The sequence below is a fragment of the Ignavibacteriota bacterium genome (genome assembly GCA_016707525.1).
Taxonomy (GTDB): Bacteria; Bacteroidota; Ignavibacteria; order UBA10030; family UBA6906; genus JAGDMK01.
Genome location: JADJHP010000004.1, coordinates 17,270 through 39,816 on the forward strand (window position 1 = coordinate 17,270; position 22,547 = coordinate 39,816).

A 22,547-nucleotide genomic window follows, 5' to 3' on the forward strand; every position below is an offset into this window, starting at 1 on the left:
GACATACGAGCAGGGACGCCCGTGCGGGCGTCCCTGGGAGCTACAGTCTGGAAGAAGACCCGTCAGGTCAGTTCGTGCGGGCGCCTTCGAGTGCTTTCGCTGCTTCAGAAGCCCTTGCGCCTTCTGCCGCACGTGCACCATCTTCATACGCGCCGATCACCTTTGCCGCTTCGGCAACGCGGCCGATCTCGCGAACGCCTGACTCAAGAGTACGGGCCAGTGCGGTCTTCCCTTCGGCTTTCAATCCGACGGCAATGGCGCCAAGATCGGCGACACGCTCGGCGAGCTTCATGGACTCCGCGGTCCGGCCGATCGACCTCACGGACTCGGCGTAGCGCGCGAACTCTTTCGCGGCTTCCGCCAGCCGCGCGGCTTCCGCGGTCTTACCCAGGCTCTTCATGCCTTCGGCGGCGCGTGCGACCTCGCGTGCACCCTCAGCGAGGACGCGTGCTTCATTCGTAAGGACCGCGGCGCTGGCGCCTTCCGCGGACTTCCCGAGGGCGCGCGCGGCTTCCTGGATCTTCAGAGCTTCAGCGGTGCGGCCGAGCGAGCGGAGGCCCTCGGCGTTGCGTGCCAGTTCCTTTGCTGCCTCAGCATATTTCGCCGCTTCCGCTGCGCGGCCGAGGGAGCGGACCGCTTCCGCCTGTGCGGCGAGTTCACGTGCCTGATCGGCAAGTGCCTGCGCACCTTCCACGGACTTTCCTTCCGACTTCAATCCCTCGGCAAGGCGGGCGAGTTCGCGTGCATGCTCGCTCACGGTGGCCACGCTGCCGATCGTTGCGGCATCAGCCATGATCGGATTCTCCGATTCGCCCTGCAGCACAACATCCTGATCGGCGATCTGGGCGGCATTGTACTTCTTCACCGCGCCGATGGTGCCGGCAGAATCTTCCGGATCCACGGAAGGGTTCTTCACCGCGACCATGATCACGAGGATCATGGCAGCGAACACGCCTGCCGTGATCAGCAGAGTGCCCCGTTTGCTTTTCGGTTGCGTCCCGTTGGATTCCATACGATCTCCTGTGAAGTACGTGATCAGTGTGTTTTTCAATGGCAGTGGGACCAGTGTGCCGACAAGACGGTCCATGATCGTGGGGTTTGCGGCAGGGCGTGCATGAGCAGTGACCGCCCGCATGATCGCCGGCTTCAGTGCCGGCGGGGGTTCCTGGACCTGCGGTGCCACGAGCGCACGCTGAAGGGCCAGCAGGCCCCTGTACGCATCGTCGACATCCTTTCGTGAAGCGCGCAGCGCATCAAGTGCGGCATGCTCGTCAACGGAGGCCACACCATCGAGGTCTCTGTTGATCAGGTCCAGCGTCCGGTCGTCGATCATGGTGCCTGCACTCCGCATTTGATGAGCAGGTCCCGGAGGATCTGCCGCGCTGTAAAGAGCCGCGATTTCACTTTCTTCTCCGAGATCGCAAGGACCTCAGCGATCTCGTCATACCCAAGGTCCTCGTAATGCCTGAGGACGATCAATGCCTGATGGTCGGGTGACAACATCCTGATCGCATCCTGTATCCGCCGGGCGGTATCGGCCCGTTCCGCCTCATCCTGCGCATCGGAAACAGACGCATGATCGGTAATCCGTTCCGTCGGTTTTCGCTGGCGCAGGTGATTCAGGCTTTCGTTCACCGTGATCCGGTACAGCCAGCTGAAGAACTTGAGGCGGTGATCGTAGGTGCCGAGGTGCTCATAGACCTTGACGAAGACGATCTGGGCGACATCCTCCGCTTCATCGCTGTCCTGCACGAACCTGAGCGCCGCGTTGAAGACCACCTTCTGGTAGCGGTCGACAAGTATCCCGAACGCCCCGACGTCACCCGAGAGGATGCGGCCGATGATCTCGCCGTCGTCATCCCCTTTCTGAATATACACGGGGTCCCGTGAAAAGTTGGTCTCAGGCGTCATCGTCGATCCGGAATACGACCTCAAGACGGGCCATGCGAAAGATGTCCCGTACGAGCTTGTTCATCCGTATCAGGACGAGTCCCTGGCCGGACTGTGCCAGCCTTTTCTGAGCTTTCAGAAGGCATCCGAGCCCGGCGCTGGAAATATACTCAAGGCCCGAGAAATCGATCCGGGTGGTGGACTGGAGCTGTCCCAGGACCGCATCGGCGCGGTCGACCTGCGCCGCATCAAAGCGTCCGGACAGGAGGACGTCCCCGTTGTCGGCTGGTGTGATCGAGAACATGCTAGGGCTCCAGGGTCTTGGTTATCGTAATGGTGCTGCACCGGTCGGCGTAACTGTACTTCAGGTCGTCGACCATCTGTTGCACAAGCTGGATCCCGAGTCCCCCGATCCTGCGTTCCTGAAGCGGCGTCGAGGGGTCAACCCTCGGGGCATTGGCCGGATCGAAAGGATCCACGTTGTGATCGGTCAGCTGGATCGTCAGTCGCGGGCCGTCGATCGTCACACCGATGGTCACGTCCTCGGCAGACGCCGTCGCGTACTTCACCATATTCGTGAAGAGTTCTTCGACGACGAAGTACATGGCATACACCCCGGCCGGCGAGATCCCGGTGCCCGCGACATGCTCATCTATAAAGGCGAAGATCTCGCTGAGGGAGGAAACGGCCTTTTTGAAGTCTCGCTGCATATGCGAGCAATAAACGGAATAATCGGACAAAATCAATGCATTGACTATCCAAACCCCAAGTTGTATACTCCACCCATGGGATGACGGGATGGCACGCAGGGGCGGACCCCCCACACCGCAGTACGGACACTCGATCCATGCGATCCACCGGTCTACCACAACTCATCGCGGTCACCATGCTGACCCTGTGGTCCTACGCTGCCTTCGCGGAAAGACTGCCCATCCGGACCTATACAGCCTCTGATGGCCTGGGAAGCGCATTCGTTGCGCACGTCATGCAGGACCGGGCAGGATTTCTCTGGTTTTCGACGAGGGATGGGCTAAGTAGATACAACGGTTACGAGTTCGTGACGTTCGGAGCCGAAGACGGACTATCATCCGGCACGGCGCTGCTCAGTCTGGAAGCCCCTTCCGGACGTCTGTTCGTGATCACCAACGGCGGCCTGATCGCCTCGAACCAGGCATCAGGAGCTTCGGATCATGCCCCGCGGTTCGCACCATTTCTCATCCACGATGCCAATCCCCAACCGAACGTCCAAGCGCTCGCCCTGGGCCCTACCGGCATCCTCTGGGGTGGAGGCACCGGCAATGTCGTCCGCGATCTCGATGGGAATCCCTCCGTCATCCAGCTCGATACCTCGCGCGGCCCTGCCCATCCGGTGTTAAGGGTCTCTGGACTCGGGAAGACCGACACGGCCGACTATGGGTCGCTACCAATCGCGGACTCTACGTCGCAGAACCCGGCAGGCCCATCCGGCATTACACCCTGTATGAAAGGAGCGGCGGCGATATTCTGCCCACCTGGCGATCGATGGCACGGACAGGATATGGATCGGCCACCGCTTCGCGGGGCTGATCGTCCTCGTTCCCGACAGCACGGGTGCTCTTCGCTGCCGGCCCGGGACGGATGCGGTCATCTACCGGCATGAACGCCATGGTGGCTTGCGGACACACCGGGAACAGCAATGCGTTTCGACATTGCGGACGGGCTCACGAGCAATGACGTGACGCCCTCCATCCATCCCCGCCGGTGATGTGGATCGGAACTGCCAAACGGCCTCCCGGTTCGATGGCCGCACGTTCTCGGGGATCACGACATCGAACGGCCTGTGCAGCAATGTGATCCACTCGCTGACCCTCGACCGCCAGGGTGGCCTCTGGATCGGATCTCCGACGGGAGCGATGTGCCTGCCTCCCGACACTTGGTCTCCGTTCCTCCCAGAGAGCCTGTTGCGAATCTTGCCGTGGCAACCATCGCGCACGCTGAGGGGGACGGTACGTCTGCGCCGTCACCCGTGATTGGTGGATCAGCACGATTCAAGGGCAGGATCATGCGGTCCGACCGGCTGCGCGTTCCCTCCGGGAGCCGCATCCATGTGGGCATCGCAACTCGCCTACCATGACAGGCAGGGACGGTGGTGGGCCCTCACATCGCAGGGGTTGTGCCGGTATGGAAAGCGCCGCAGCACCGGACCTCCCGAGCGCATCTATACAGAACGTGATGGATTGCCGTGTTCACAGATCTTCCGCCTGTATGAGGACTCTCGCGGGACCTACTGGATCGGCACCCGGACGGGTGATCCGCAGGACGACGGCATTGCCACGCTGGATCCGGATCTTTCCACCATCCACGACCTCGCCGGGTCGCCGGGGCTCCCGGCAAGGCGCGCACCCAGCGCGTTCACCGAGGACAGCACCGGAGCGCTCTGGATCGGTCTGTACTCCGGTGGGATCGTTCGATGGAAGGACCATGTGTTCAGAACATTCGGGACACAGGATGGGATACCCACGGGTATGGTGACGGACATCCTTGTGGACGGGGCAACCGGTTGTGGATCGCGACAGCGACGAACGGGATCCTCCGCATCGACGACCCCTCACGCGACTCGCTCACCGTTGTCCGGTACACGTGCGCATGGACTTTCGAGCAACAACGTGCGCTGTCTCGTGACCGAAGATCCCGGCCACTCTGGGCCGGAACGGTCCGCGGAGTGGACCGACTGGATGTCCGGCCGGGACGGTTCCGCCATTTCACGATGGATGATGGCCTCGCCGGCGACTTCGTCACTGCCGCACACAGGGATCCCGGGGGCGTGCTGTGGTTCCGGAACGTTCCAGGGGAGTGTCATCCAAACGTCCGGATGAGATCGTCCCTGACGGCCCGCCGTCGATCCTCATCACCGGCATCCGCATCGGCGGAGAGTCCATTCCCATACGTGACCCGGGAGAAGGGTCGGTGGGGCTGCTGACTCTGGAGGATGACCAGCATGACCTCGCCATTGACTTTTCGAGCATCGCCCTGTATGCAATGGCGAACATCCGATACCAATACGCGATGAGCACAGAGAATGCATGGCGGGAGATATCGCTTCACCAGCGGACGGTCAGTTTCGCGCGCCTCGCGCCGGGTGACTATCTCTTCCGCGTGAGGGCCATAGGACCCGACGGAGCCGCCAGCGTGCACCCCGCAAGCGTGGCCTTCAGGGTCCTGCCGCCGTTCTGGCGGGCGTGGTGGTTCATCTTTGCATCCCTGGCGGTATGCGCATCCGTGCTGCTTCTCTTCTACCGGGCGCGCGTGCGGAAACTGCGTGAACTGACCAGGTTGCGCATGCGCCTTGCATCGGACCTTCACGACGAACTCGCATCGAACCTGAGCAGTATCGCCATGTTCGGTGCGCTCATCCGGAATGGCACGGTGGAATCCGGCGCATTGCTGGACAGGATCACGGCGCTCGCAACCGGGTCGGCGGAGGTCGTGCGGGAGATCATCTGGTCCCTCGATCCGAAAGTGGAGACCGTTGCGAGCCTGATGAACAGGCTACGCGACATGATGGTCACGGCCTGCAGGGCCCGCGGTGTGCGGCTCACGATAACGGTCGAGGACGACGACGATCTTCAGAACATGGACCTGAGTCCGGAGCAGCGGAAGAACCTCTGGATGATGCTGAAAGAAGCGATGAACAATGCGATCACACACTCCGGAGGAACAGAGCTCGCGGTCGTTATCCGCAAGAATCGGGATGGGGTCCTTGCGACGGTGACGGATAACGGGCGCGGATGGGCCGGAGAGAGCACGGAAAGCGGCCGCGGTTCCACGACCATGAGAATGCGGGCACAAGCGCTTGGCGGAACGATGTCCATTGAACCCCATCCGCCAACCGGAACCTGCATCGTCTTCTTCCTTCACCTCGAGAAATAGTCACATCGGCCTATTGAACACCAGGGAAAGAGTGCGTACACATGCCCATCCATGAGGCATCCATGCCGATCCGTGTAGCGATCATCGAAGACAACCTCGATTTCCGAATGGGGACATCGCTGATCCTCCGATCCTCCTCCGGATTCCAGGTGGCCGGGGAATTCGCCAGCGCCGAAGCGTTCTTCGCCGCATCCGACTCCATTGACCCCGACGTCGTGCTGATGGATATCAGCCTGCCGGGGATGTCCGGCATCGAGGCCACGCGCCTTCTTCGTGAAAAACATCCGCGGTTCCAGATCATCGTCCTCACCGTGCATCAGGACGATGACAACGTGTTCCGTGCGCTCTGTGCGGGGGCGATCGGTTACGTGACGAAGCCTGTACTCCCCGCCACCCTGCTCGAGGCAGTGGAGAATGCCTTCGGCGGCGGTACGCCGATGTCACCCAACATCGCCCGCCGCGTCCTGACCATGTTCACGGAGTTCAGGCCACCGGAGAAGGTGGACCATCAGCTCACCAACCGCGAGGTCGCAGTCCTCGAACGCCTCGTCGAAGGCGATGACTATCAGCAGATCGCAGACGTCCTGTTCATCAGCGTCTACACCGTGCGCGCCCATCTCCGGAATATCTACGATAAGCTCCACGTTCATTCGAAGTCGCAGGCGGTGGCACGCGCGCTCCAGGACCATATCGTTCCCCGCAGGTAGCACCGGCTGTCGCGGTCTGCACCATGCGCATCGGATCCCTCCGCCCGACAAATGGTCAATCTGTTCTATGGCGCAGCTCCCTCTGCCGTACATTCTGCCTGATGCCTCCCCCCGACCCGGCGCGCCGGATCGCACGGAACACTCCCTGCACATTGCATGGTGATCACTATGAAGACCCTGCTCATGCACCCTGGCTCTCTGTCTCCTCTCCACTGACCGTGGCTTCACCCGTACGCTCCCAGTGGGTTCCGACCGCCGGACCGTACGGGGGGACTGTGAACGCATTCATCGAACGTGACGGCATCCTCTTTGCCGGGACCTCAAGCTCCGGTGTGTACCGGTCAGCTGACAGCGGAGCGACATGGACACCGGCGCGCGAAGGACTGAACAACCGGGATGCCACGTGCTTCATGCTCGTCGGCTCGACCCTCTACGTGGGAACCAGCCTCGGGGTGTACCGGTCAACGAACGGTGGCACCACATGGGAGCTGACCAGCGGCGCCAACCTGCACAGGTCCATCTTTGCACTTGCAGCACTCCAGACAACCTTGTTTGCCGGAACAGGGCTGGGAGTGTTCAGAAGTACCGACAATGGCGCGACGTGGGATTCATCCAACACGGGGCTTGGTTCCCGAATCGTGTATGCGCTGGGATCACGCGGCGATAGCATCATCGCCGGGACGGGCAGCGGTGTCTACTATTCCCACGACCATGGGAGTACATGGACGGTTGACACTGTCGGATTGAAGAACCTGAAGGCGAATTGTCTGTACAGCAGCGGCACGGACGTGTTCGTGGGAACGGGATATGGCATCTTTCGCCAATCGGCCCTGGGCCAACCCTGGCAGGCTGCATTCTCCGGCATCTCGTACGTCAGTATCTTCACCATCACCGGTACGCCGGGTGCACTCTATGCAGGCACCTATGGAGGAGGCGTCTATGTGAGCACGAACAACGGATCACTTTGGGCGAGTTCCGTCACCGGCATGAAACACCGGTACGCCCGCGCCGTCATAAAGTTCGGCACACGATTGCTCGCGGGCACAGAGCACGGAGGCGTGTTCGCTTCCCTTGACGGAGGGAGTAACTGGGCTCCCTCCGTCACAGGACTCAATGCTTCAGGTATACGCAGTGTCTGTACGATCGGCACAACGATCCTCAGTGGTTCGTTCGGACTGGGGATATTCCGTTCCACGAACGGAGGGGGAACCTGGATCGAATCCAACTCCGGATCCCCCGGGGACTACATCTACGCGCTCGCATCATTCGGGGGAAGAGTGTTCGGTGCGACAGCCCCTTCGATCGGCGTTTCGGCCGATTCAGGCAAAACGTGGATGACAAGCATGCAAGGAGAAGCAGGATCCTCCTTCCTCTGCTTCGGTCAACGGGGAAGGAACTCTACGCCGGCACAAACAAAGGCACGGTGTACCTGTCGCTCGATACCGGGGCCACATGGACGCTCCGCAGCACGGGCCTGCCCTCGTCGGGGTATGTGTTTGCACTCGTCTCCATGGATTCCCTCCTGTTCGCGGCCACCAGCCAGGGCGTCTACGTGACATCAGATGCCGGATCGAGCTGGTCAGTGCGCAGCACGGGAATGACCGCAGCGGATGTGCGTTCGTTGTGTGTGGTCGGCTCAAAACTTCTTGCTGGAACGGTCTACGGCGGGGTGTTCATGAGCACCGACAAGGGGGCAAATTGGTCCGCACGAAACACGAGCCTCAACCCGAATATCGTGTACGCACTGCTTCTGAGCGGTTCGACCGTCGTGGCGGGTAGTTCCGCCTATGGCGTCTGGGTTTCCCGGAGCGACACCATCAAGTGGTCCACGGCCGGCACCGGTTTCACGCTTGGCCCTACGGTCAATGCTCTTGCCTCAGATGGCCAGCACCTCTATGCTGGGATCGAAGGCCAGGGCGTCTGGCGGAGGGCATTGTCAGAGGTTCTCCTCGATGTGAATGACGGTGAGAGGACAACTCCGTTGCAGTATACTCTCGAGCAGAACTTTCCCAATCCCTTTAACCCATCCACAACGATCCGATTCTCGCTTCCGGTCCGGTCGTCCGTGCGCATCATCGCGTACAGCATGCTCGGCCAGGAGGTTGCAACGATCTTCAACGGGACGCTGGATGCCGGGATCCACTCCGTGCCGTTCGATGGAAGTCGCCTTTCATCCGGTGTGTACTTCTGTCGGATGCAGTCGGGCGCGTTCCAGTCGGCCAGGAGCATGCTGCTCGTCAGATAGTCACGTAGGCCATGCTGCCGGGAGGACGAACAGAGTGTCGGGAGGCGGGTGGTGTGCGCCGGCGGGGCCGGACAGCAGAGCCGACACGAACATGACCGCTGGAAGGAGCCGGGCACCCGGCCCCTTCCGCAACGATCCGTGCCGTTCGGAGACGATCACTGTTCGTGGAAAAGATCCACGGGCCCATCGAGGAGAACGGCGATCACCGTGACCTGGGGATCGAGGACCTGGTCGGGGACATCGATGTAGACGAGGCCGGGGATCTGGCTCCAGTACATCTTCATCATCACCTTCGCGCTCAGCTTGGTGCCGTTCCCCACGACCCAGACACGGTTGATCTTGTTCTTCAACCCTTTGATGAGGAGCGGCCCATTGGGCTTCCCGTCAACATAGAGATAGAGCGTTGTGCGGTCTTTGGAGAGAGCGGTCGGACCGTAGAAATACTCTTTCGGGATCCCGGCAACGGTGCCATACACCGCGTCCTCATGCTTCTTCGACCAGCGGCCGAGCTCTTTCAGGACTTGCACTTCTTCCTGAGGGATCGTTCCATCCTCCTTCGGACCGATGTCGAGGAGCAGGTTCCCGCCCATCGCTATGCAGTCAACGAAGATGCGGATGATCTGGTTCGGGGTCTTGAAGTTGCGATCGTTCCCCTGATACCCCCACGAATCGTTGATGGTCATGCAGAGTTCCCACCACCGGCTCTTCGGAGTCGCGATGGGCACACCCTGTTCGGGCGTTGCGTAATCGCCGTAGCCATTGATGCGGGAGTTGACGATCACATTGGGGAGCCACGATGCGATGCGGGCGCGCATAGCCTTCGCATCCCACTGTTCGGCGGAGTAATCCCAATCGCCGTCGAACCAGAGGAGATCGGGATGGAACGTCGTCGCCACTTCCTCGATCTGGCGCCGCTGGAAGGTCAGGAACCGTTGCCAGCGGACAGAGTCGGTCTCATAACGCTTTTGCGTCCGCGTGAAATGCGGGTAGTCGGGGTGCGACCAGTCGAGATGGGAGAAGTACAGCCCCACCTTCAGATCTTCCTTCCGGAGAGCAGCGCAGAACGGGGTGACAAGGTCGCGGGCAGCGGGGGTCTTCTTTACCACGCTCAGATCGTTCTGCCGCGTATCGTACAGCGCGACGCCGTCGTGATGCTTGCTCGTGAGCACGGCGTACCGTGCACCGCTCTCTTTAATGAGGCGGGCCCAGGCGGCCGGGTCGTACTTTGATGCCGTGAAGCCCTTGAGCTGCTTCATATACTCGTCGTACGTCAGATAGCCGTTATAAAAGGACCATGATTCATCGATGCCATTGACGGCGTAGATGCCCCAGTGGATGAAGATGCCGAGCTTGGCATCCTCGAACCAACGCATGCGCCGTTCTTTGATGGAATCGGGTTCCTGGCTGAGTGCGGTGCTCAGAAGGAGCATGGAGAGCAGAGCGACAACGTACTTCATGTGCGACTCCCGGTAGTGATCCTGGGTGGAGGGGCGGTGCAGGACGGACGATGGCCCGCCCGGGCCTTTAAGAAGATACGGAATCACAAGCGGAAACGCACTCGCTCACAGGACGCAGGACGCCATCATACCCCCGTCCCCGTGAGGAGCGAGGCGACGACCTTCCGGTTCTCCGGAGAGAGAATATTCTTCGCTTCCGCCTGATACAGCCCGGCGATCCGTGGCGCATAGGCCTGCACGATCCGGCTCCGGACCATCTTCATCGTGCTGTTCAAAAACCGGTTCTGCTCGGTGAAGGGTTCGGGAAGGACCGCAATGGCGGCGGGGAGCCACCGCTCGGGGAATTCTCCACCGTATTTTCCACCGGGGCGATACGCTTCGATCTCATGGCCGATCAACCCCAGCACCGCGTCCCGACCGGCATCGCTCGCGGGGTCGTGATGGTGGAGCTTCATCCAGTACCGGACCCGTTCGGTGTTCAGGACGACAAGACCCACGGTGTACGGCGATTGACTGTTGTGCAGCATCAGGTGATCGATGTAGGGCGAGTTGTCCACGATCGTCTCCTCGATGCCTTCGGGGCTGTATTTCTCGCCATCATGCCCGATGAGAAGGCTCTTCTCCCTGCCGAGCACATGCAGAAACCCATCGTCATCCATGAACCCCAGATCGCCCGTGAAGAGCCACCCATCACGCACCGTCGATGCCGTGGCCTTCTCGTTCTTCCAGTAGCCAGGGGTCACATTCTCACCCCTGATGACGATCTCACCCTGCCGTCCGGTGGAGAGCGCGTTCCCCTGGTCATCGCAGATCTTCAGATCCATGTCCGGGACAAGCTGGCCGGATGAACCGAACTTGTGTTTCGCGGGGGTATTGGAAGAGATCACCGGCGAGGCTTCGGTAAGGCCGTATCCCTGATACATGGGCATGCCGATCGCGGCATAGAATCGCTGGAGCTCCACATCCAACAGCGCGCCGCCGCCGATGAAATACGACATGCGTCCGCCGAAATTCTCCCGGATCCTGGAGAAGAGGATCAGGTCGAAGAGGCGGACAGGGAGAGCGAGCAGGGTCCGCCATCCTCTGCCGCGCGACCAGCCATCCGCATGGTATGCATAGGCGATCTTCAACCCGAGGGTGAAGAGAGCCTCCGCGACCGGCCCCTTCGCGCGGATCCCTGATTCGATACCCTTCCGGAAATTCTTCGCAAGGGCGGGGACACTCATCAGGAAGGTCGGGCGCACTTCCTTGATGTTCACCGGGATGTTCCGGAGGGTCTCCATCGGGGTCTTCCCGGGTTCGACCGACGCAAAGCTGGAACCCGTGGACGCGACCGCATACACGCCACAGGTGTGCGCGAAGGCATGGTCCCAGGGGAGGATCAGCAATGTGACAAAATGTTCGGGCAAGGGGTAGAGGGCGGTCCCCTGTGCGATGTTCGCCGTATAGTTCCGATGCGACAGGAGAACGCCCTTGGGATCGGCGACTGTGCCGGAGGTATAACAGATGTTCGCGATGTCGCTCCCCTTCACAGCACGCCATCGCTCTTCGACGTCGGACCGGTGGCCCTGCAGATACCGCTCGCCCATCCGCTCGAGTTCACCGAACGCAAGTTCGCCTGAGGCGAGTGTGGGCGGCGGATCGAAATAGATGATGGTCTCGAGTTCGGGAGTTCCCGGCGCAGCGCGAGGACCTTGTGCGCATGATTGCCGGAAACCACTGCCATGCGGCAGCCTGCATGGGCGAGGCGAAAGCGGAGATCGGCAGGTTCATCGAGCTTCACGGAGAGCGGGACGTTGGTGGCGCCGGCATACAGGATGCCGAGTTCGGCGATGACCCAGTCGTTGCGTCCTTCCGAGATCAGGGCAACGCGGTCGCCTTGCAGGAGCCCGAGAGCAAGGAACCCTGCAGCGCAACGATACACCCGGTCACGTGCAGCGGCGTAGGAGGTAGATCCATAACGGCCATCATGCTTTTCCCACATGAAAGCATTGGATGCAAATCTCTGGGTGCTCTGTTCAAAGAGCCACGGAAGGGTTTGATGGTCGGACATTGCCTGAGCCGTTGAGGTGCGGGATCGGACCGGGATCCGAACAAGTGATGGGACTGTGAGACCCCGGATGATCAATGTAGTGAAGATCCATGGGAACTGCATCAGGACAGCCGGGAGCAGTTCCTGATGGGATCGGGGGCCCCGGGGCTTGCCACTCTATAGAAGAGTGGAGATGCAGACAGTTGCGGGCGTTGCCAGGCGGGCGCCCCCCCGTCAGAGGTTACGTGAGAGAACCATAATAGCTTCATTTATAACACTTTACAGTGAATTCCATTTAGCACTTGACTTCTCAATCGGATTGTGCGATATTCCTTGTATACTAGGTATAACCATACAACTCAATCCCCACCATCAATCGACCAACCAAGCGCAGGAGGTATCATGCGAACCTTTGGTAGCGTTCTCCTCGTAGTACTCTTTCTTGTTGCCGGTACCGCCCAGTCCCAGATCATCTTTTCCGAGACCTTCGATTACAGCAAGATGGGCGGACTTGTGGATTGCTCGCTGATGAATCTGACCTCGCCGTATGCTCCCCTGGCGAACCAGAGCATCGGTTCACCCACCTGGGTCACCGCCACCACATCGGCCTTCAAGGCTCCTGTGCTCGTGGATTCCGCCGCGCTGACCTATACCGGGTACGCGCTTTCCGGCATGGGCCGGAGGATCTATCTCCCCTCCTCCGACTCCTCACGCCAGAGTGCACGCCGCCAGTTCGTGGCGCAGTCGGGCAAAGTCTATTACGCGATGCTCGTCCGGCTGAAGGAGATCTTCCAGCTTGGCACGCCCTACAACGGCACCGTCGTCGACATCAGCAAGCAGGACCTGAACGGAACGACGATCGCCTGTGTGAACAGCAGCACGTCGAGTTCCGGGATCCGCGGCCTCCTTGTCTTCAACCGGGCCGACACCGTTGGCGGTGCGAACGCGGGCAAGTACGTCGCGGGCGTGAGCTATAAGCGCGACGATGTTGCTACCACCTTTTCGACAAAGCTTCTGGACACCCTGCAAACCTACCTTATGGTCGTCTGCACGGATGTGGCGGGCACGACGACGAAACTCTGGATCAACCCGTCGCTCACCGGCACCGAACCCACACCCGATGCCATCTGCATCAACACCGGTGGAGCAGATGCCATCTCCCTTCAGTATTTCACGATCTACCAGCGTTCGGAAGGCCCCTCGGGCTGGATCAGTGGGCTGCGCGTCGGCGCCGGCTGGGATGCGGTCAGCAACATCTCGCCCCTCCCGCTCACCGAGACCTTCACCTACACCTCCGGTGCTCTCTGCGATGTGTCCGCAACCCTGAACACGACCTCCACGTACTTCCCGGTCGCGGCGAACAACGTCAGCGGCGGAGTCTGGCTCAATGGCAGCACAAGCAAGCACGACGATCCGCTCCTTGTCAAAGATACCGCTCTCACGTACGCCGGCTACGCTCTCTCCGGCCAGGGCAAGAAGGTCTGGTGCCCGAACCTCGCGGGGAACACCAGCAACAACCGCGCCTCACGCCTGTTCACCCCCCAGACGGGCAAAGTGTACTATGCCGCCATGGTGAATCTGCCTACGATCGCCGACCTCTCTTCCAGCACCTCGAGCGGCGGCGAATACCTCCTGGGCCTCTATACCAATGCATCCTTCTCCACAGCCGCAGGCCGCAGCGTGGTCACCTTCCGCCTGTCGCCCACGACGGGCAAGTACATCATCGGCATCCGTGCCAGCAGCACGTCCGTGGCCGGATGGGTGACCGCCAAGGACCTCGACACGACCGTCACACAGCTGGTCGTGGTGAGCTACGAGCTTGCAACGGCAACCGCCCAGATTTGGGTCAACCCCGTCGTCGGCGCAGTGGAACCCGCACCGGATGCAACGTCCAACCTGGGCACGACGGACACCAACACGGACCTCGGCAGGATCGGGATCTATCAGCGCGGAACCAAGCCGCATGCGTATGTCGGAGGCATCACGGTGCAGACCACCTGGCCGGTCGGACCCGCCACCAGCGTCACCCCGACCACGCTCGAGAAACCGACCACACTGGCGCTCCTCGGGAATTACCCGAACCCCTTCAATCCGTCGACGAAGATCTCCTTCACCGTGGCCCGGGCCGCCCGCGCAAGGCTGACAGTGTACAACGTTCTCGGACAGCAGGTGGCGACACTCTTCGATCAGGATGCCGCAACAGGCATGCAGTATGAAGTATCGTTCGATGGCATCGGACTCGCCTCGGGCCTCTACCTCGCCCGCCTCGAATCCGACGGCAACCAGGTCATGCACAAGATGCTGCTGATGAAGTAACCTCAGCAGCGACCCGCATCACAAGCACGAAGGGCCGTCCCGCATAGCGGGACGGCCCTTCGTCGTTTCCATCCTATCACCACTTCGCCCCCTGCTCCTTACCCGCCCCCGTCGCGTGGCAACTACTTCTTGTGCAGCTCGAAGCTGTCGTACAGCACACCGTCCACGGTCAGCGCCTTGTACTTCAACGTCCCTCCATCCACAGTGATCACCTGGAACAACTGCAGGTTCTCTCCCATCTTCTCCATCAGGTCCTTGTACAGCGGCTGGAGGACGTAATTCTTGGGACCGCATGATGATACGACATAGACAATGCCCTTCGCATCCGGGGCAACGGGAACACCACCGAACAGTTTCTTGCTCCGCGCATACGTATGGTCGTGGCCCTGCAGGGCCAGATCCACGCCGTGCCGCTCGAATACCTCCTGGAAGGCATTCCGGGTATCCCGCTCATCGCGGTTCCGGCCCGACGAATAGAAGGGTTGATGGAACACTGCCACCGTCCAACGGCTCGGATTGTCCACCAGCACGCTGTCCACCCACGCCGCCTGTTCCTTCAGTTTGTCATTGCCGTCCAACATCAGGAATCGTACACCCTGGTAGTCGATGAAATATGACGTCTCCTCGAGTCCGGCAACGCCGTTCTCGGGCAGCGTAAACTGTGGACGCCACAGGGGAAGTTCCTTTGTACGTTCTTTCTTGCCATTCGCCTTCCGGATGGAGGCATGGTCATGATTCCCGGGCACCATGATCATGGGCATCACGCGTGGAATGAACCCCGCGGCCCCGAACCACTCCTCCCAGAGCTTCTCTTCCGGGTCCGTGGTGAGATCACCGCTGAACACCCAGAACTTCGCTTCACCGGCACGGCGGAATGCTTCGCGGAACGACCGGCTCACGTGCTCCAGGAGATCATCCTGGGGATCGCCGAAGAAGACGAAGGAGAATGGATCCGCACCGGCACCCGCCGTCGTGAACTGGTTCCATTCCGACCAGACGCTGTCGTGACCGACCCTGTAGATATAGGTGGTCTGCGGGGCGAGGCCCGACAACACGACGGAGCACTGCGTGTACACAACATCCTTCTTTCCCGCAAGCGCCGTGGTGACTGCCCCGACCTTGCGCGCCGACTTCGCGAATGCAGGTCCGGGGGTTGCCTCCGTAAATTCCGCCGCAGCGGAATCATGATGTTCCAGTGTCCGCCAGGTGACCGCCATGCTCGTAGCAGGCGTCGCCGTCAGATTCAGGATCACGCGCTGCGGAACGTCTGCTCCCGCCAGCGCGACGGCGGCAGCCGCCGCGATGATGACCGCCAATGAACATAGTCCTCTCAGCATCCTCATGCTTCTCTCCTTGTCGTTTCCGATTGATGAACCCCTACTCCACGATGCGCAGGCGGTACGTGATCTCGCGTTCGAATTCCTCCCCGGCAGGGCGCACAAGAAGCTCGATCGGGAAGGCCCGGAGCGCCGGATACGGTGCCCAGTACTGCTCGCGACCTGCACCGGAACGTAGTTCCGCCTCACCCTCCACCAGTGAGAACTCCAGAACCCTTCGTCCCGCCTTGATCTTTACGGCCCGGGGGCCTGTCTGCTCGAACGTCATCCCCTCCCTGTCGATGAACGGCTCAATGACGTGCACCGTCCGACGGGCGTCATGGTAGGTCAGATGCACGGAGGTAAGGATCTCACGGTCGGCGTAGCGGTGCTCCAACCGGTAGCCGATGCCTCCGGACAGCCAGTTCTTGTCCTTCAGCTCCCCTCGTGTGACAACGACGTACGACGTTGCTTTCGTCCCCTCCTGCCGGGTCGTCATGCGGCCGTCGAATTCGAACAGGTTCGTGAACGTACCGAGCGAATCGGTGTATTCGATCCGGGGGGTGAGGGAGCGAATGCCGGCGGCCTCAGGAAAATGCATCGGTTCGGGGCGGGAGTAGACCGTGACGCTCGATGCCTGAAGTGCACCGTGGCCTTCGAGCCAGAGGTAGGACTGCGCCCCGCCCGACGGACGGTACATATACTTGCTTTTTGCGCGCGCCGCATGGTCCTCATATCCATAGGCGGTCACGGTCGCCATGAAGTTCTTCGTCCGGACCTGCGCGACATCCAGTGTTGGATGCACCTTCATCCACCCGGCCCGTTGCGTGGGGAGGGGTGTGCCGGGAGAATGCGTGCCGGTCTCCAGCCGATACGCGAGGGCAAGGTTCTTTGCTTTGGCGAACGTCGGATAAATGCATGGCGGAACCGTGAAGACCTCCGCATGCTGCGGCCCATATCCGACGATCCCATTCCGCATACACGTGCGGAGGAACTCGAGGTTCTTGAATGCAGCCGTTGCATAGCGCGGCTCTTCATGGGAATAGAGCGAGAACAACACCTGACAGCCATCCGATGTCGCACCGCCATACATCGTCCATTTATTCGACCGGATCCCCCATGATCCATCCATGGAGCCGTCGGGATAGATGAAGGAGAGATGGTTGCGCAATGCGTGGCGGACGGCGGCTCCAATAGTGGAGTCCCCCGTGTACTTCGCGTAGTATCCGAGTCCCCACAGGGACATTTCCATGTCATACCCGAGATCCACACCGCTCTTGCCCGCAGCACCACGCCCACCCTCACCGTTGATGAAGCCATCTTCATCCATCTTCGCAATGGTCCGGTGCGCGAGCAACCGCGCACGGTCAGCATAGAGTGCCTTCGGGATCAGGCGCGAGGCCGCAGTGAGCGAGGCGGTTGTGGTGGCGACATAGTTGATGCTCGCGAACTCCGGACTCATGACCGCTGCAAGATAGTCCGCGGCATGTTCGATGGCGCCGAGCCATGCCCGGTCTTCCGCCGCGGAAAGGAGGCCATGCATCTCTTCGTAGGCAAGGACCATCATGAGCATCTGATCGGTCGTCGTCCCGGTCCATTCCTCGGGAGTCTCTTTCCAGCTGCCGTTGGATTCCTGCTGCCGGATGAGCCAGTTGCCCGTGCGCACTGCGGCCCTCGCAAAGGCGCTGTCGCCCGACAGATGGAACGCGAGGGCGAAAGGGAAAGACCGACTCCGCCGCGCGCGTGTGCAGAACATCACAATGATCGCAGCGAATGGCTCCATCATCCGGGTCCAGGGGCGCGATCACCTGGCGCTCCAGGAGTGCCCGCGAAAGCTCGAGCAACGTGGAGGCATACTCCTTGCGCAGGTCCACTCTTCCCCCGGCTTCGGCCATGTGCAAGGATGACACAAGAAGCAGGGCGACCATCGTCCGCCATACCATTGTCCTATTCCTTTTCATTGATGCCCTCTCACCGGGGGTCGTCCGCGCTGATGATCCAGAAGGTCCTGCATCTCCACCGCGGCGGTGAGCACTGCGCCGAGTCCCCGCGGATCGTGCAGAGGCGTCTTGCGTTTCGCATAGAACATCAGATCGTCGCCAACCCCGGTCCCCTGACAGATGCCGCGCACCGTTCCGTCGGCATCGATCTTCGTACAGACCCCATCCCATGCCCGCCATGCGGCGGCTGCGTGGACCGGGTCGAGCCAGCCACCTTTCAGGCCCCGTGCCAGACCGATGACGAACATCGCCGAGCAGGAGGTCTCTTCGTAGGTCTCCGGATGATCGAGCACCTGATGCCAGAGCCCGGTGGCCGATTGTACACGGAGGAGTCCCTGCATGTGCTCGCGGTACAACGCGAGGATCTCCTGATACCGCGGGTGGCCGTGTGGAAGCCTGAGCAGCGCCTCGGATGCCGCCCAGATCATCCACCCATTCGCCCGTCCCCACCGGACCGCAGGCCGCATGCTTCCCTTTGCGAACCAGGCATGCGCAGCAAGCTTGGTGGACGGATCCAGAAGTTTTCGATACATGCCCACGACCTGCGCTGCCGCATCATCGGCATACTTCATTTCGCCGGTGAGGGCGGAATAGCGGAGGAGGAAAGGCACCGACATGAACATATCGTCGGCCCACACAGTGCCGGGCTCGGGTTCGGGCCGGCAGAGAGTGCCATCCGCGAGGCGGGACTGACCACGTGCAACGAACGCTGCGACGCTGTCGACAACCGGTCGGCCTCCCGGAAACGCTCCGTGCAGGAGTTGTTCCACGAACGGCAGTGCAGGCGCGGCGGTGTCATCAAGCATCGCGCCACGGAAGAGACGGTAGTTAAACCCCGTGCGTTCCTGGAGGACATCGTACTGCCGGTGGAATTCGTCGTACGTATCAAGTGTGGTCGAGCAGTACTGGTCCACCCACCGACGGCATCCCGCATCGCCGGAGCGTTCCGCCAGCGCGAGCATCCCGAGCGCCATCTGTCCGTTCGCATAGTGCCACTCAAAGTACGAATGGGACGTGAACGATGTCCGCGGAGGGATGACATCCTTCCTGATGATGCGCACGGGGGGGACGAACCACCCGGTCCCAGGTGGAGGTACCTGACTGTCCCCTGCCGTCGGCAACTTCGCGAACTCCCAACGCGTGCCGGGAACTTCCGGCGTGAGAGCATCGAATGTGAATCCAGGAGCGATCCGGCCGGCCGTATCAAGGATGGACACCGCCGCATGAGCAAGCGTGTCACCATCCGGGCTGGCAACGACCACCACATTCTTCCCCTTCTGCAGCCGCACGCCCACGCTGGCAGGGAAGCGGTACATGTCGTACGCATATTCCCGGTACGTACCACCACCTCCGGCAGAATCGTAGCACAGCCGGCCATTGACAGAGAGGCTGAGCGGCCCGCTATGACTGACACTGAGATGCACGCTGGTGTCCTGCGCCGCAGTGATCGATCCGCGTGCATACAGCCGGCCGCCTCTGCCGTTCGTTGCGATGGCCCCGAGATCGATCACGGGGATGGGGCCTCCGGCCTTTCGTTCCCGCTGCACGAATGCAAAACTGGTCTCGCGGATCACCTTCTCCGCAGCACGGCGCCCGTACCTGATGGGGTCGGGCATGGCGGCCCTGAATGCGGGGTCCCCGACCCTGAATACGGCCGAATTGTTCGCCTCATTGATCTCCTGCACCCGGCCTTCACGATCGACCAGCACCGTGTAGGATCCCGGCCGCGGATTGCGGAGGGTGAAGCGGACGATGTGGATCTTCGGCTCGAGGTCGACGGGCGCCGCGATCGCCGGAACCGGAGCACCCGTAACGACCGTTCCCGCCTCCCCATCCTCGCCGTACAGCAGAACAACACCGCAAGGAGCCGCAGGGACAATGCCGACATTGTGCACCGGAAGCTCAACCGTCACGACGGAATCTCCGTCGCGCAGCAGGCGAAGCTCATCTCCGGTCACAGCGAGATCGGGAAGCGGCACGGCGAGAGCCCATCCGCTGCTCGCTGCGATGCGATCCACGTTCACGGCAATTTCGGTTCGTGAAGGGAGTGCAAGCGCGGCCCGGACACGCCGGTCATCGATCCGGATGTCCTGCGATGTAAGCATCGAATCGATGCGTTGATCCCCGTCCCGATCGATCCCTGTCCTGACACGATAGGTCCCCGCGGGACGGTCCTGAAGCACCATCCATCCATGCGCCGGCCGGTCTGCATGATTGAAGGCAACAGCCACGACGGATGTGTCCGTGGATCTCCCGACGATCACCGAAAAGTCCTTCCCGAATCCGGTCCAGGAGACACGGTTGAATGGATACGCTGCACGGTTCAGTGAGCCACCCAGGAGCATTGCTTCGAGGAATGATGCGGTCTGGTCGTCGCCACCCCGCATCGACCGGAGCTCCACACGGTCCGTGAAATACCCTTCCGTCGTCAAGAGGTCCAGGTTCTCGCGCATCGTATTGATCGTGCGGGTCATGGCCGTCGTCAGGTGGGTCCTGTCCCCCGTCAGGGCGAACCGGATGTACGGTGAGCCGAGGCGGAGGATGAGATCATCATACCGCGGGTCCCCGAATGTCAGCCGCCAGAGTTCGATCACGCCCCAGAAGCCTTCCGACCGCCGGAGGATCCCTGCGGCCCATGCGGCAGAGCCGGTATCGGCGGTGGCCGGATCAACATGCTCGTACTTCCGCACCAGATCGAGAGAAAGTTCGATGGGCCGGAGGTACGACGTATCGTCGAACACCATGGCATTCAGCAGAAGCTGCTGCAGGATCGCGGTGCCACCATTATAATCGTAGTAGTTCCAGAACATGCCCGGATGGTGCCAGTTGTCCGCGTTCCCGCCGATGGCATCATCACGAAAGCGGATCGCGGCCGGAACGATACCCGCGGGCTTCCCTTTGTCGGTGCGCAGGCAATCCTCCAGCCACGCATCGCCCCATTCCTTCAGGAACTGCATCACGAACGGGTGGCGGTTGTACCAGGCGAGCCATTGTGCGGCCTTCACCGTGCGGGTGTTCATCGCGAGGTCGCAGTCCTTCGGCGGGGTCGAGTCCACCCGCGTCGCGGAGTACCAGCTCGACCGGAAATGCCGGTGCCCGCGCGCGTTGATCCCCGTCCAGAGGTCGCGGAGCCCTTTCACGCTCTCCATGCATCGTTCGATGTATATCGGGTTGCCATAGTCGAACCCGATCATCATGGGTTGGGTGTCGGCGACCGGCTCGGAAGAATGCTCCACATCGCGGACCTTTTTCGAGAACCCTTTCTCGATCCAACCGCTGTGCCAGATGCCGTCCACGAGCCGTTTCATCCCGACCAACGCGAGGGAGTCATCGAAGGCAAGGCGCGCGAACGGCCACCATCGCAGCATCTCGACATCATCGTCGTACTTGCCACCGAACTCGCCGTTCCCGGACTGGCGTTGCGTGACCCAATAGTGGAGAATGTCAAGCGTGATGCCGGTCAGATCCTTCTGCAAGAACGCCCAGCGCGGCACCCCATCGGGCGTGGGCACGCGGTCCGTATCAACGCGCGTCTTGCCCTGATACATCGCGAGCAACGGATATGACGGGAACAAGCGTTCGAGCCGCGCGAACGTGCTGTCGGCGAGCTGGATCATCGGAGAATCATGCTGTTCCACCCAGAGCCAGTAGGCGGTCTTCGCACAGAGCCACAACGCCGCGGGCAGAAGAGGATGATCGGGGACCGCGGCAACTTCCGTGAAGCACATCCCGCCAACATTGTTCAGGTCGAAGATCCCATGGTCGCCGTATGCCTCCCGCGCCCATTGCCATCCCCCGGCCCGCACGAGACGGTTTCCATCGAGAAGAAGATCGGCAAGCCTCACTCCCAGCGCAGCGGCCGGGTCCGGTTGGGTGACCAGGATATTCTCGAGCAGGTCCCGCCCGCGAGCGACCAGGTCCATCGCCCCTTGCGCATCCGGCCGCGACGCGAGAGCAAAGAGCAGCGCGGCCTTCTCATGGGCAAAAGCGTCCGGCAACGATCCTATGACCCTCCCGGCCTCTGCGGTTTTCCCGCTGTTGATGAGGCGGAGCACGAGTTCACTGTTCGGGATGTGGAGCGGACGGACGGCAGCAGCGACGCCGTGTGCGTAGTTCACCGGCAAGTGTGCCTCGGGGTAACAGCCGATCCCGGCGATCGTGCTGGGTTGGCCTTCGGCGCGCACCTCGACCACCAGGGATGTCTCCCGGTTCGTGATGGGTATCATCACGCCCCAGAACGGAGGAGGCATCTCGCCCTCCGTGTTGGTACCGAAGCACATGAGCGGACCGGCGACACCCACGCCGTTCACCGTGATACTCCCCTTCCAGGTGGTGAAGCGCCCGGCATCCATGAGCACTTCCAGGATGTACCGCCCCGGTGGCGCATCGATGCGGAACGCGATGGGGCCATCCTTCTTCACGCCGTCGGCGATCCCGCCTATGCCGAGTGCGGCGAGACGGTCATTCCGGTAGGTTGCGAGGCCGGATGTGATGAAACCATACCCGCGTGCAGGTGCGTACCCGGACGCCCCGTCGATGCGCACAGCATGGCGCTCGGGAGGCACTGCCACGGGACCCATATCCCATCGGAACGGACGGAGGGAAGCAGGCTGCGCCGCCTGGATCGCACACACGCTGATGCAGGCGAGGAGAAGGAGGGAAGAATGTCTCATCG

General features: G+C 61.4%; 17 protein-coding genes and 1 pseudogene. 9 read left to right on the forward strand and 9 right to left on the reverse strand.

Annotated elements, in window-relative coordinates; translation table 11 throughout:
• Positions 1-67: 67 nt before the first annotated feature.
• From IPI01_08125 to IPI01_08140, 4 genes are read right to left on the reverse strand one after another with little or no spacing between them, the layout of a single operon-like run.
• Positions 68-1,333 carry a hypothetical protein gene (locus tag IPI01_08125; protein MBK7257752.1) on the reverse strand — a complete coding sequence of 422 codons (1,266 nt, stop codon included), beginning with the start codon at positions 1,331-1,333 and terminating at the stop codon, positions 68-70.
• Positions 1,330-1,911 (reverse strand): sigma-70 family RNA polymerase sigma factor, encoded by a 582-nt coding sequence (locus IPI01_08130; protein ID MBK7257753.1) that lies wholly within the window; start codon positions 1,909-1,911, stop codon positions 1,330-1,332. The genes IPI01_08125 and IPI01_08130 overlap by 4 nt, the downstream gene beginning before the upstream one ends.
• The gene (locus IPI01_08135; protein ID MBK7257754.1) at positions 1,901-2,194 is read right to left on the reverse strand and encodes an STAS domain-containing protein; all 294 of its coding nucleotides are present in this window, start codon (positions 2,192-2,194) and stop codon (positions 1,901-1,903) included. The genes IPI01_08130 and IPI01_08135 overlap by 11 nt, the downstream gene beginning before the upstream one ends.
• A gap of 1 nt (position 2,195) precedes the next feature.
• A complete protein-coding gene (locus IPI01_08140; GenBank protein ID MBK7257755.1) occupies positions 2,196-2,600 on the reverse strand; it encodes an ATP-binding protein in 405 nt (134 codons plus the stop codon).
• A gap of 137 nt (positions 2,601-2,737) precedes the next feature.
• On the opposite strand from IPI01_08140, the gene IPI01_08145 reads away from it, so the two are divergent.
• The 7 genes from IPI01_08145 (at position 2,738) to IPI01_08175 (ending at position 8,751) form a co-directional block, all read left to right on the forward strand.
• Positions 2,738-3,529 (forward strand): hypothetical protein, encoded by a 792-nt coding sequence (locus tag IPI01_08145; protein ID MBK7257756.1) that lies wholly within the window; start codon positions 2,738-2,740, stop codon positions 3,527-3,529.
• Between the two features lie 106 nt (positions 3,530-3,635).
• Positions 3,636-3,899, forward strand: coding sequence for a hypothetical protein (locus IPI01_08150; protein MBK7257757.1), 264 nt, complete (start codon positions 3,636-3,638; stop codon positions 3,897-3,899).
• 75 nt (positions 3,900-3,974) lie between these two features.
• Positions 3,975-4,745 carry a hypothetical protein gene (locus IPI01_08155; GenBank protein ID MBK7257758.1) on the forward strand — a complete coding sequence of 257 codons (771 nt, stop codon included), beginning with the start codon at positions 3,975-3,977 and terminating at the stop codon, positions 4,743-4,745.
• Positions 4,723-5,799: a hypothetical protein gene (locus tag IPI01_08160; GenBank protein MBK7257759.1), complete on the forward strand. Its 1,077-nt coding sequence runs from the start codon at positions 4,723-4,725 to the stop codon at positions 5,797-5,799. The genes IPI01_08155 and IPI01_08160 overlap by 23 nt, the downstream gene beginning before the upstream one ends.
• 62 nt (positions 5,800-5,861) lie before the next feature.
• Positions 5,862-6,506, forward strand: coding sequence for a response regulator transcription factor (locus tag IPI01_08165; GenBank protein ID MBK7257760.1), 645 nt, complete (start codon positions 5,862-5,864; stop codon positions 6,504-6,506).
• Between the two features lie 275 nt (positions 6,507-6,781).
• Positions 6,782-8,062, forward strand: a complete 1,281-nt coding sequence (locus tag IPI01_08170) for a hypothetical protein (protein ID MBK7257761.1) — start codon at positions 6,782-6,784, stop codon at positions 8,060-8,062.
• Complete coding sequence (locus IPI01_08175) at positions 8,017-8,751, forward strand: T9SS type A sorting domain-containing protein (protein ID MBK7257762.1); 735 nt, start codon at positions 8,017-8,019, stop codon at positions 8,749-8,751. Before IPI01_08170 ends, IPI01_08175 begins: the two co-directional genes overlap by 46 nt.
• Positions 8,752-8,906: 155 nt before the next feature.
• Here the strand turns inward: IPI01_08175 and IPI01_08180 are convergent, their stop codons facing one another.
• Together IPI01_08180 and IPI01_08185 are read right to left on the reverse strand one after the other, a co-directional pair.
• On the reverse strand, positions 8,907-10,208 hold the full coding sequence (locus IPI01_08180) for an alpha-L-fucosidase (GenBank protein ID MBK7257763.1): 1,302 nt from the start codon (positions 10,206-10,208) through the stop codon (positions 8,907-8,909).
• A gap of 125 nt (positions 10,209-10,333) precedes the next feature.
• A pseudogene (locus tag IPI01_08185) lies at positions 10,334-12,261 on the reverse strand (AMP-binding protein).
• Between the two features lie 381 nt (positions 12,262-12,642).
• Here IPI01_08185 and IPI01_08190 point away from each other — a divergent pair.
• Positions 12,643-14,556 (forward strand): T9SS type A sorting domain-containing protein, encoded by a 1,914-nt coding sequence (locus IPI01_08190; GenBank protein MBK7257764.1) that lies wholly within the window; start codon positions 12,643-12,645, stop codon positions 14,554-14,556.
• 122 nt (positions 14,557-14,678) lie between these two features.
• On the opposite strand, the gene IPI01_08195 is transcribed toward IPI01_08190, so the two are convergent.
• Together IPI01_08195 and IPI01_08200 are read right to left on the reverse strand one after the other, a co-directional pair.
• A complete protein-coding gene (locus IPI01_08195) occupies positions 14,679-15,899 on the reverse strand; it encodes a metallophosphoesterase family protein (GenBank protein MBK7257765.1) in 1,221 nt (406 codons plus the stop codon).
• Between the two features lie 34 nt (positions 15,900-15,933).
• The gene (locus IPI01_08200; GenBank protein MBK7257766.1) at positions 15,934-17,538 is read right to left on the reverse strand and encodes a hypothetical protein; all 1,605 of its coding nucleotides are present in this window, start codon (positions 17,536-17,538) and stop codon (positions 15,934-15,936) included.
• Between IPI01_08200 and IPI01_08205 the strand changes: the two genes are divergently transcribed.
• Positions 17,531-17,779: a hypothetical protein gene (locus tag IPI01_08205; GenBank protein ID MBK7257767.1), complete on the forward strand. Its 249-nt coding sequence runs from the start codon at positions 17,531-17,533 to the stop codon at positions 17,777-17,779. The two genes, IPI01_08200 and IPI01_08205, sit on opposite strands and share 8 nt — an antisense overlap.
• Positions 17,780-17,829: 50 nt before the next feature.
• Here IPI01_08205 and IPI01_08210 read toward each other — a convergent pair whose 3' ends face one another.
• Positions 17,830-22,545, reverse strand: a complete 4,716-nt coding sequence (locus tag IPI01_08210) for a glycoside hydrolase family 88 protein (protein MBK7257768.1) — start codon at positions 22,543-22,545, stop codon at positions 17,830-17,832.
• Between the last annotated feature and the right edge of the window lie 2 nt (positions 22,546-22,547).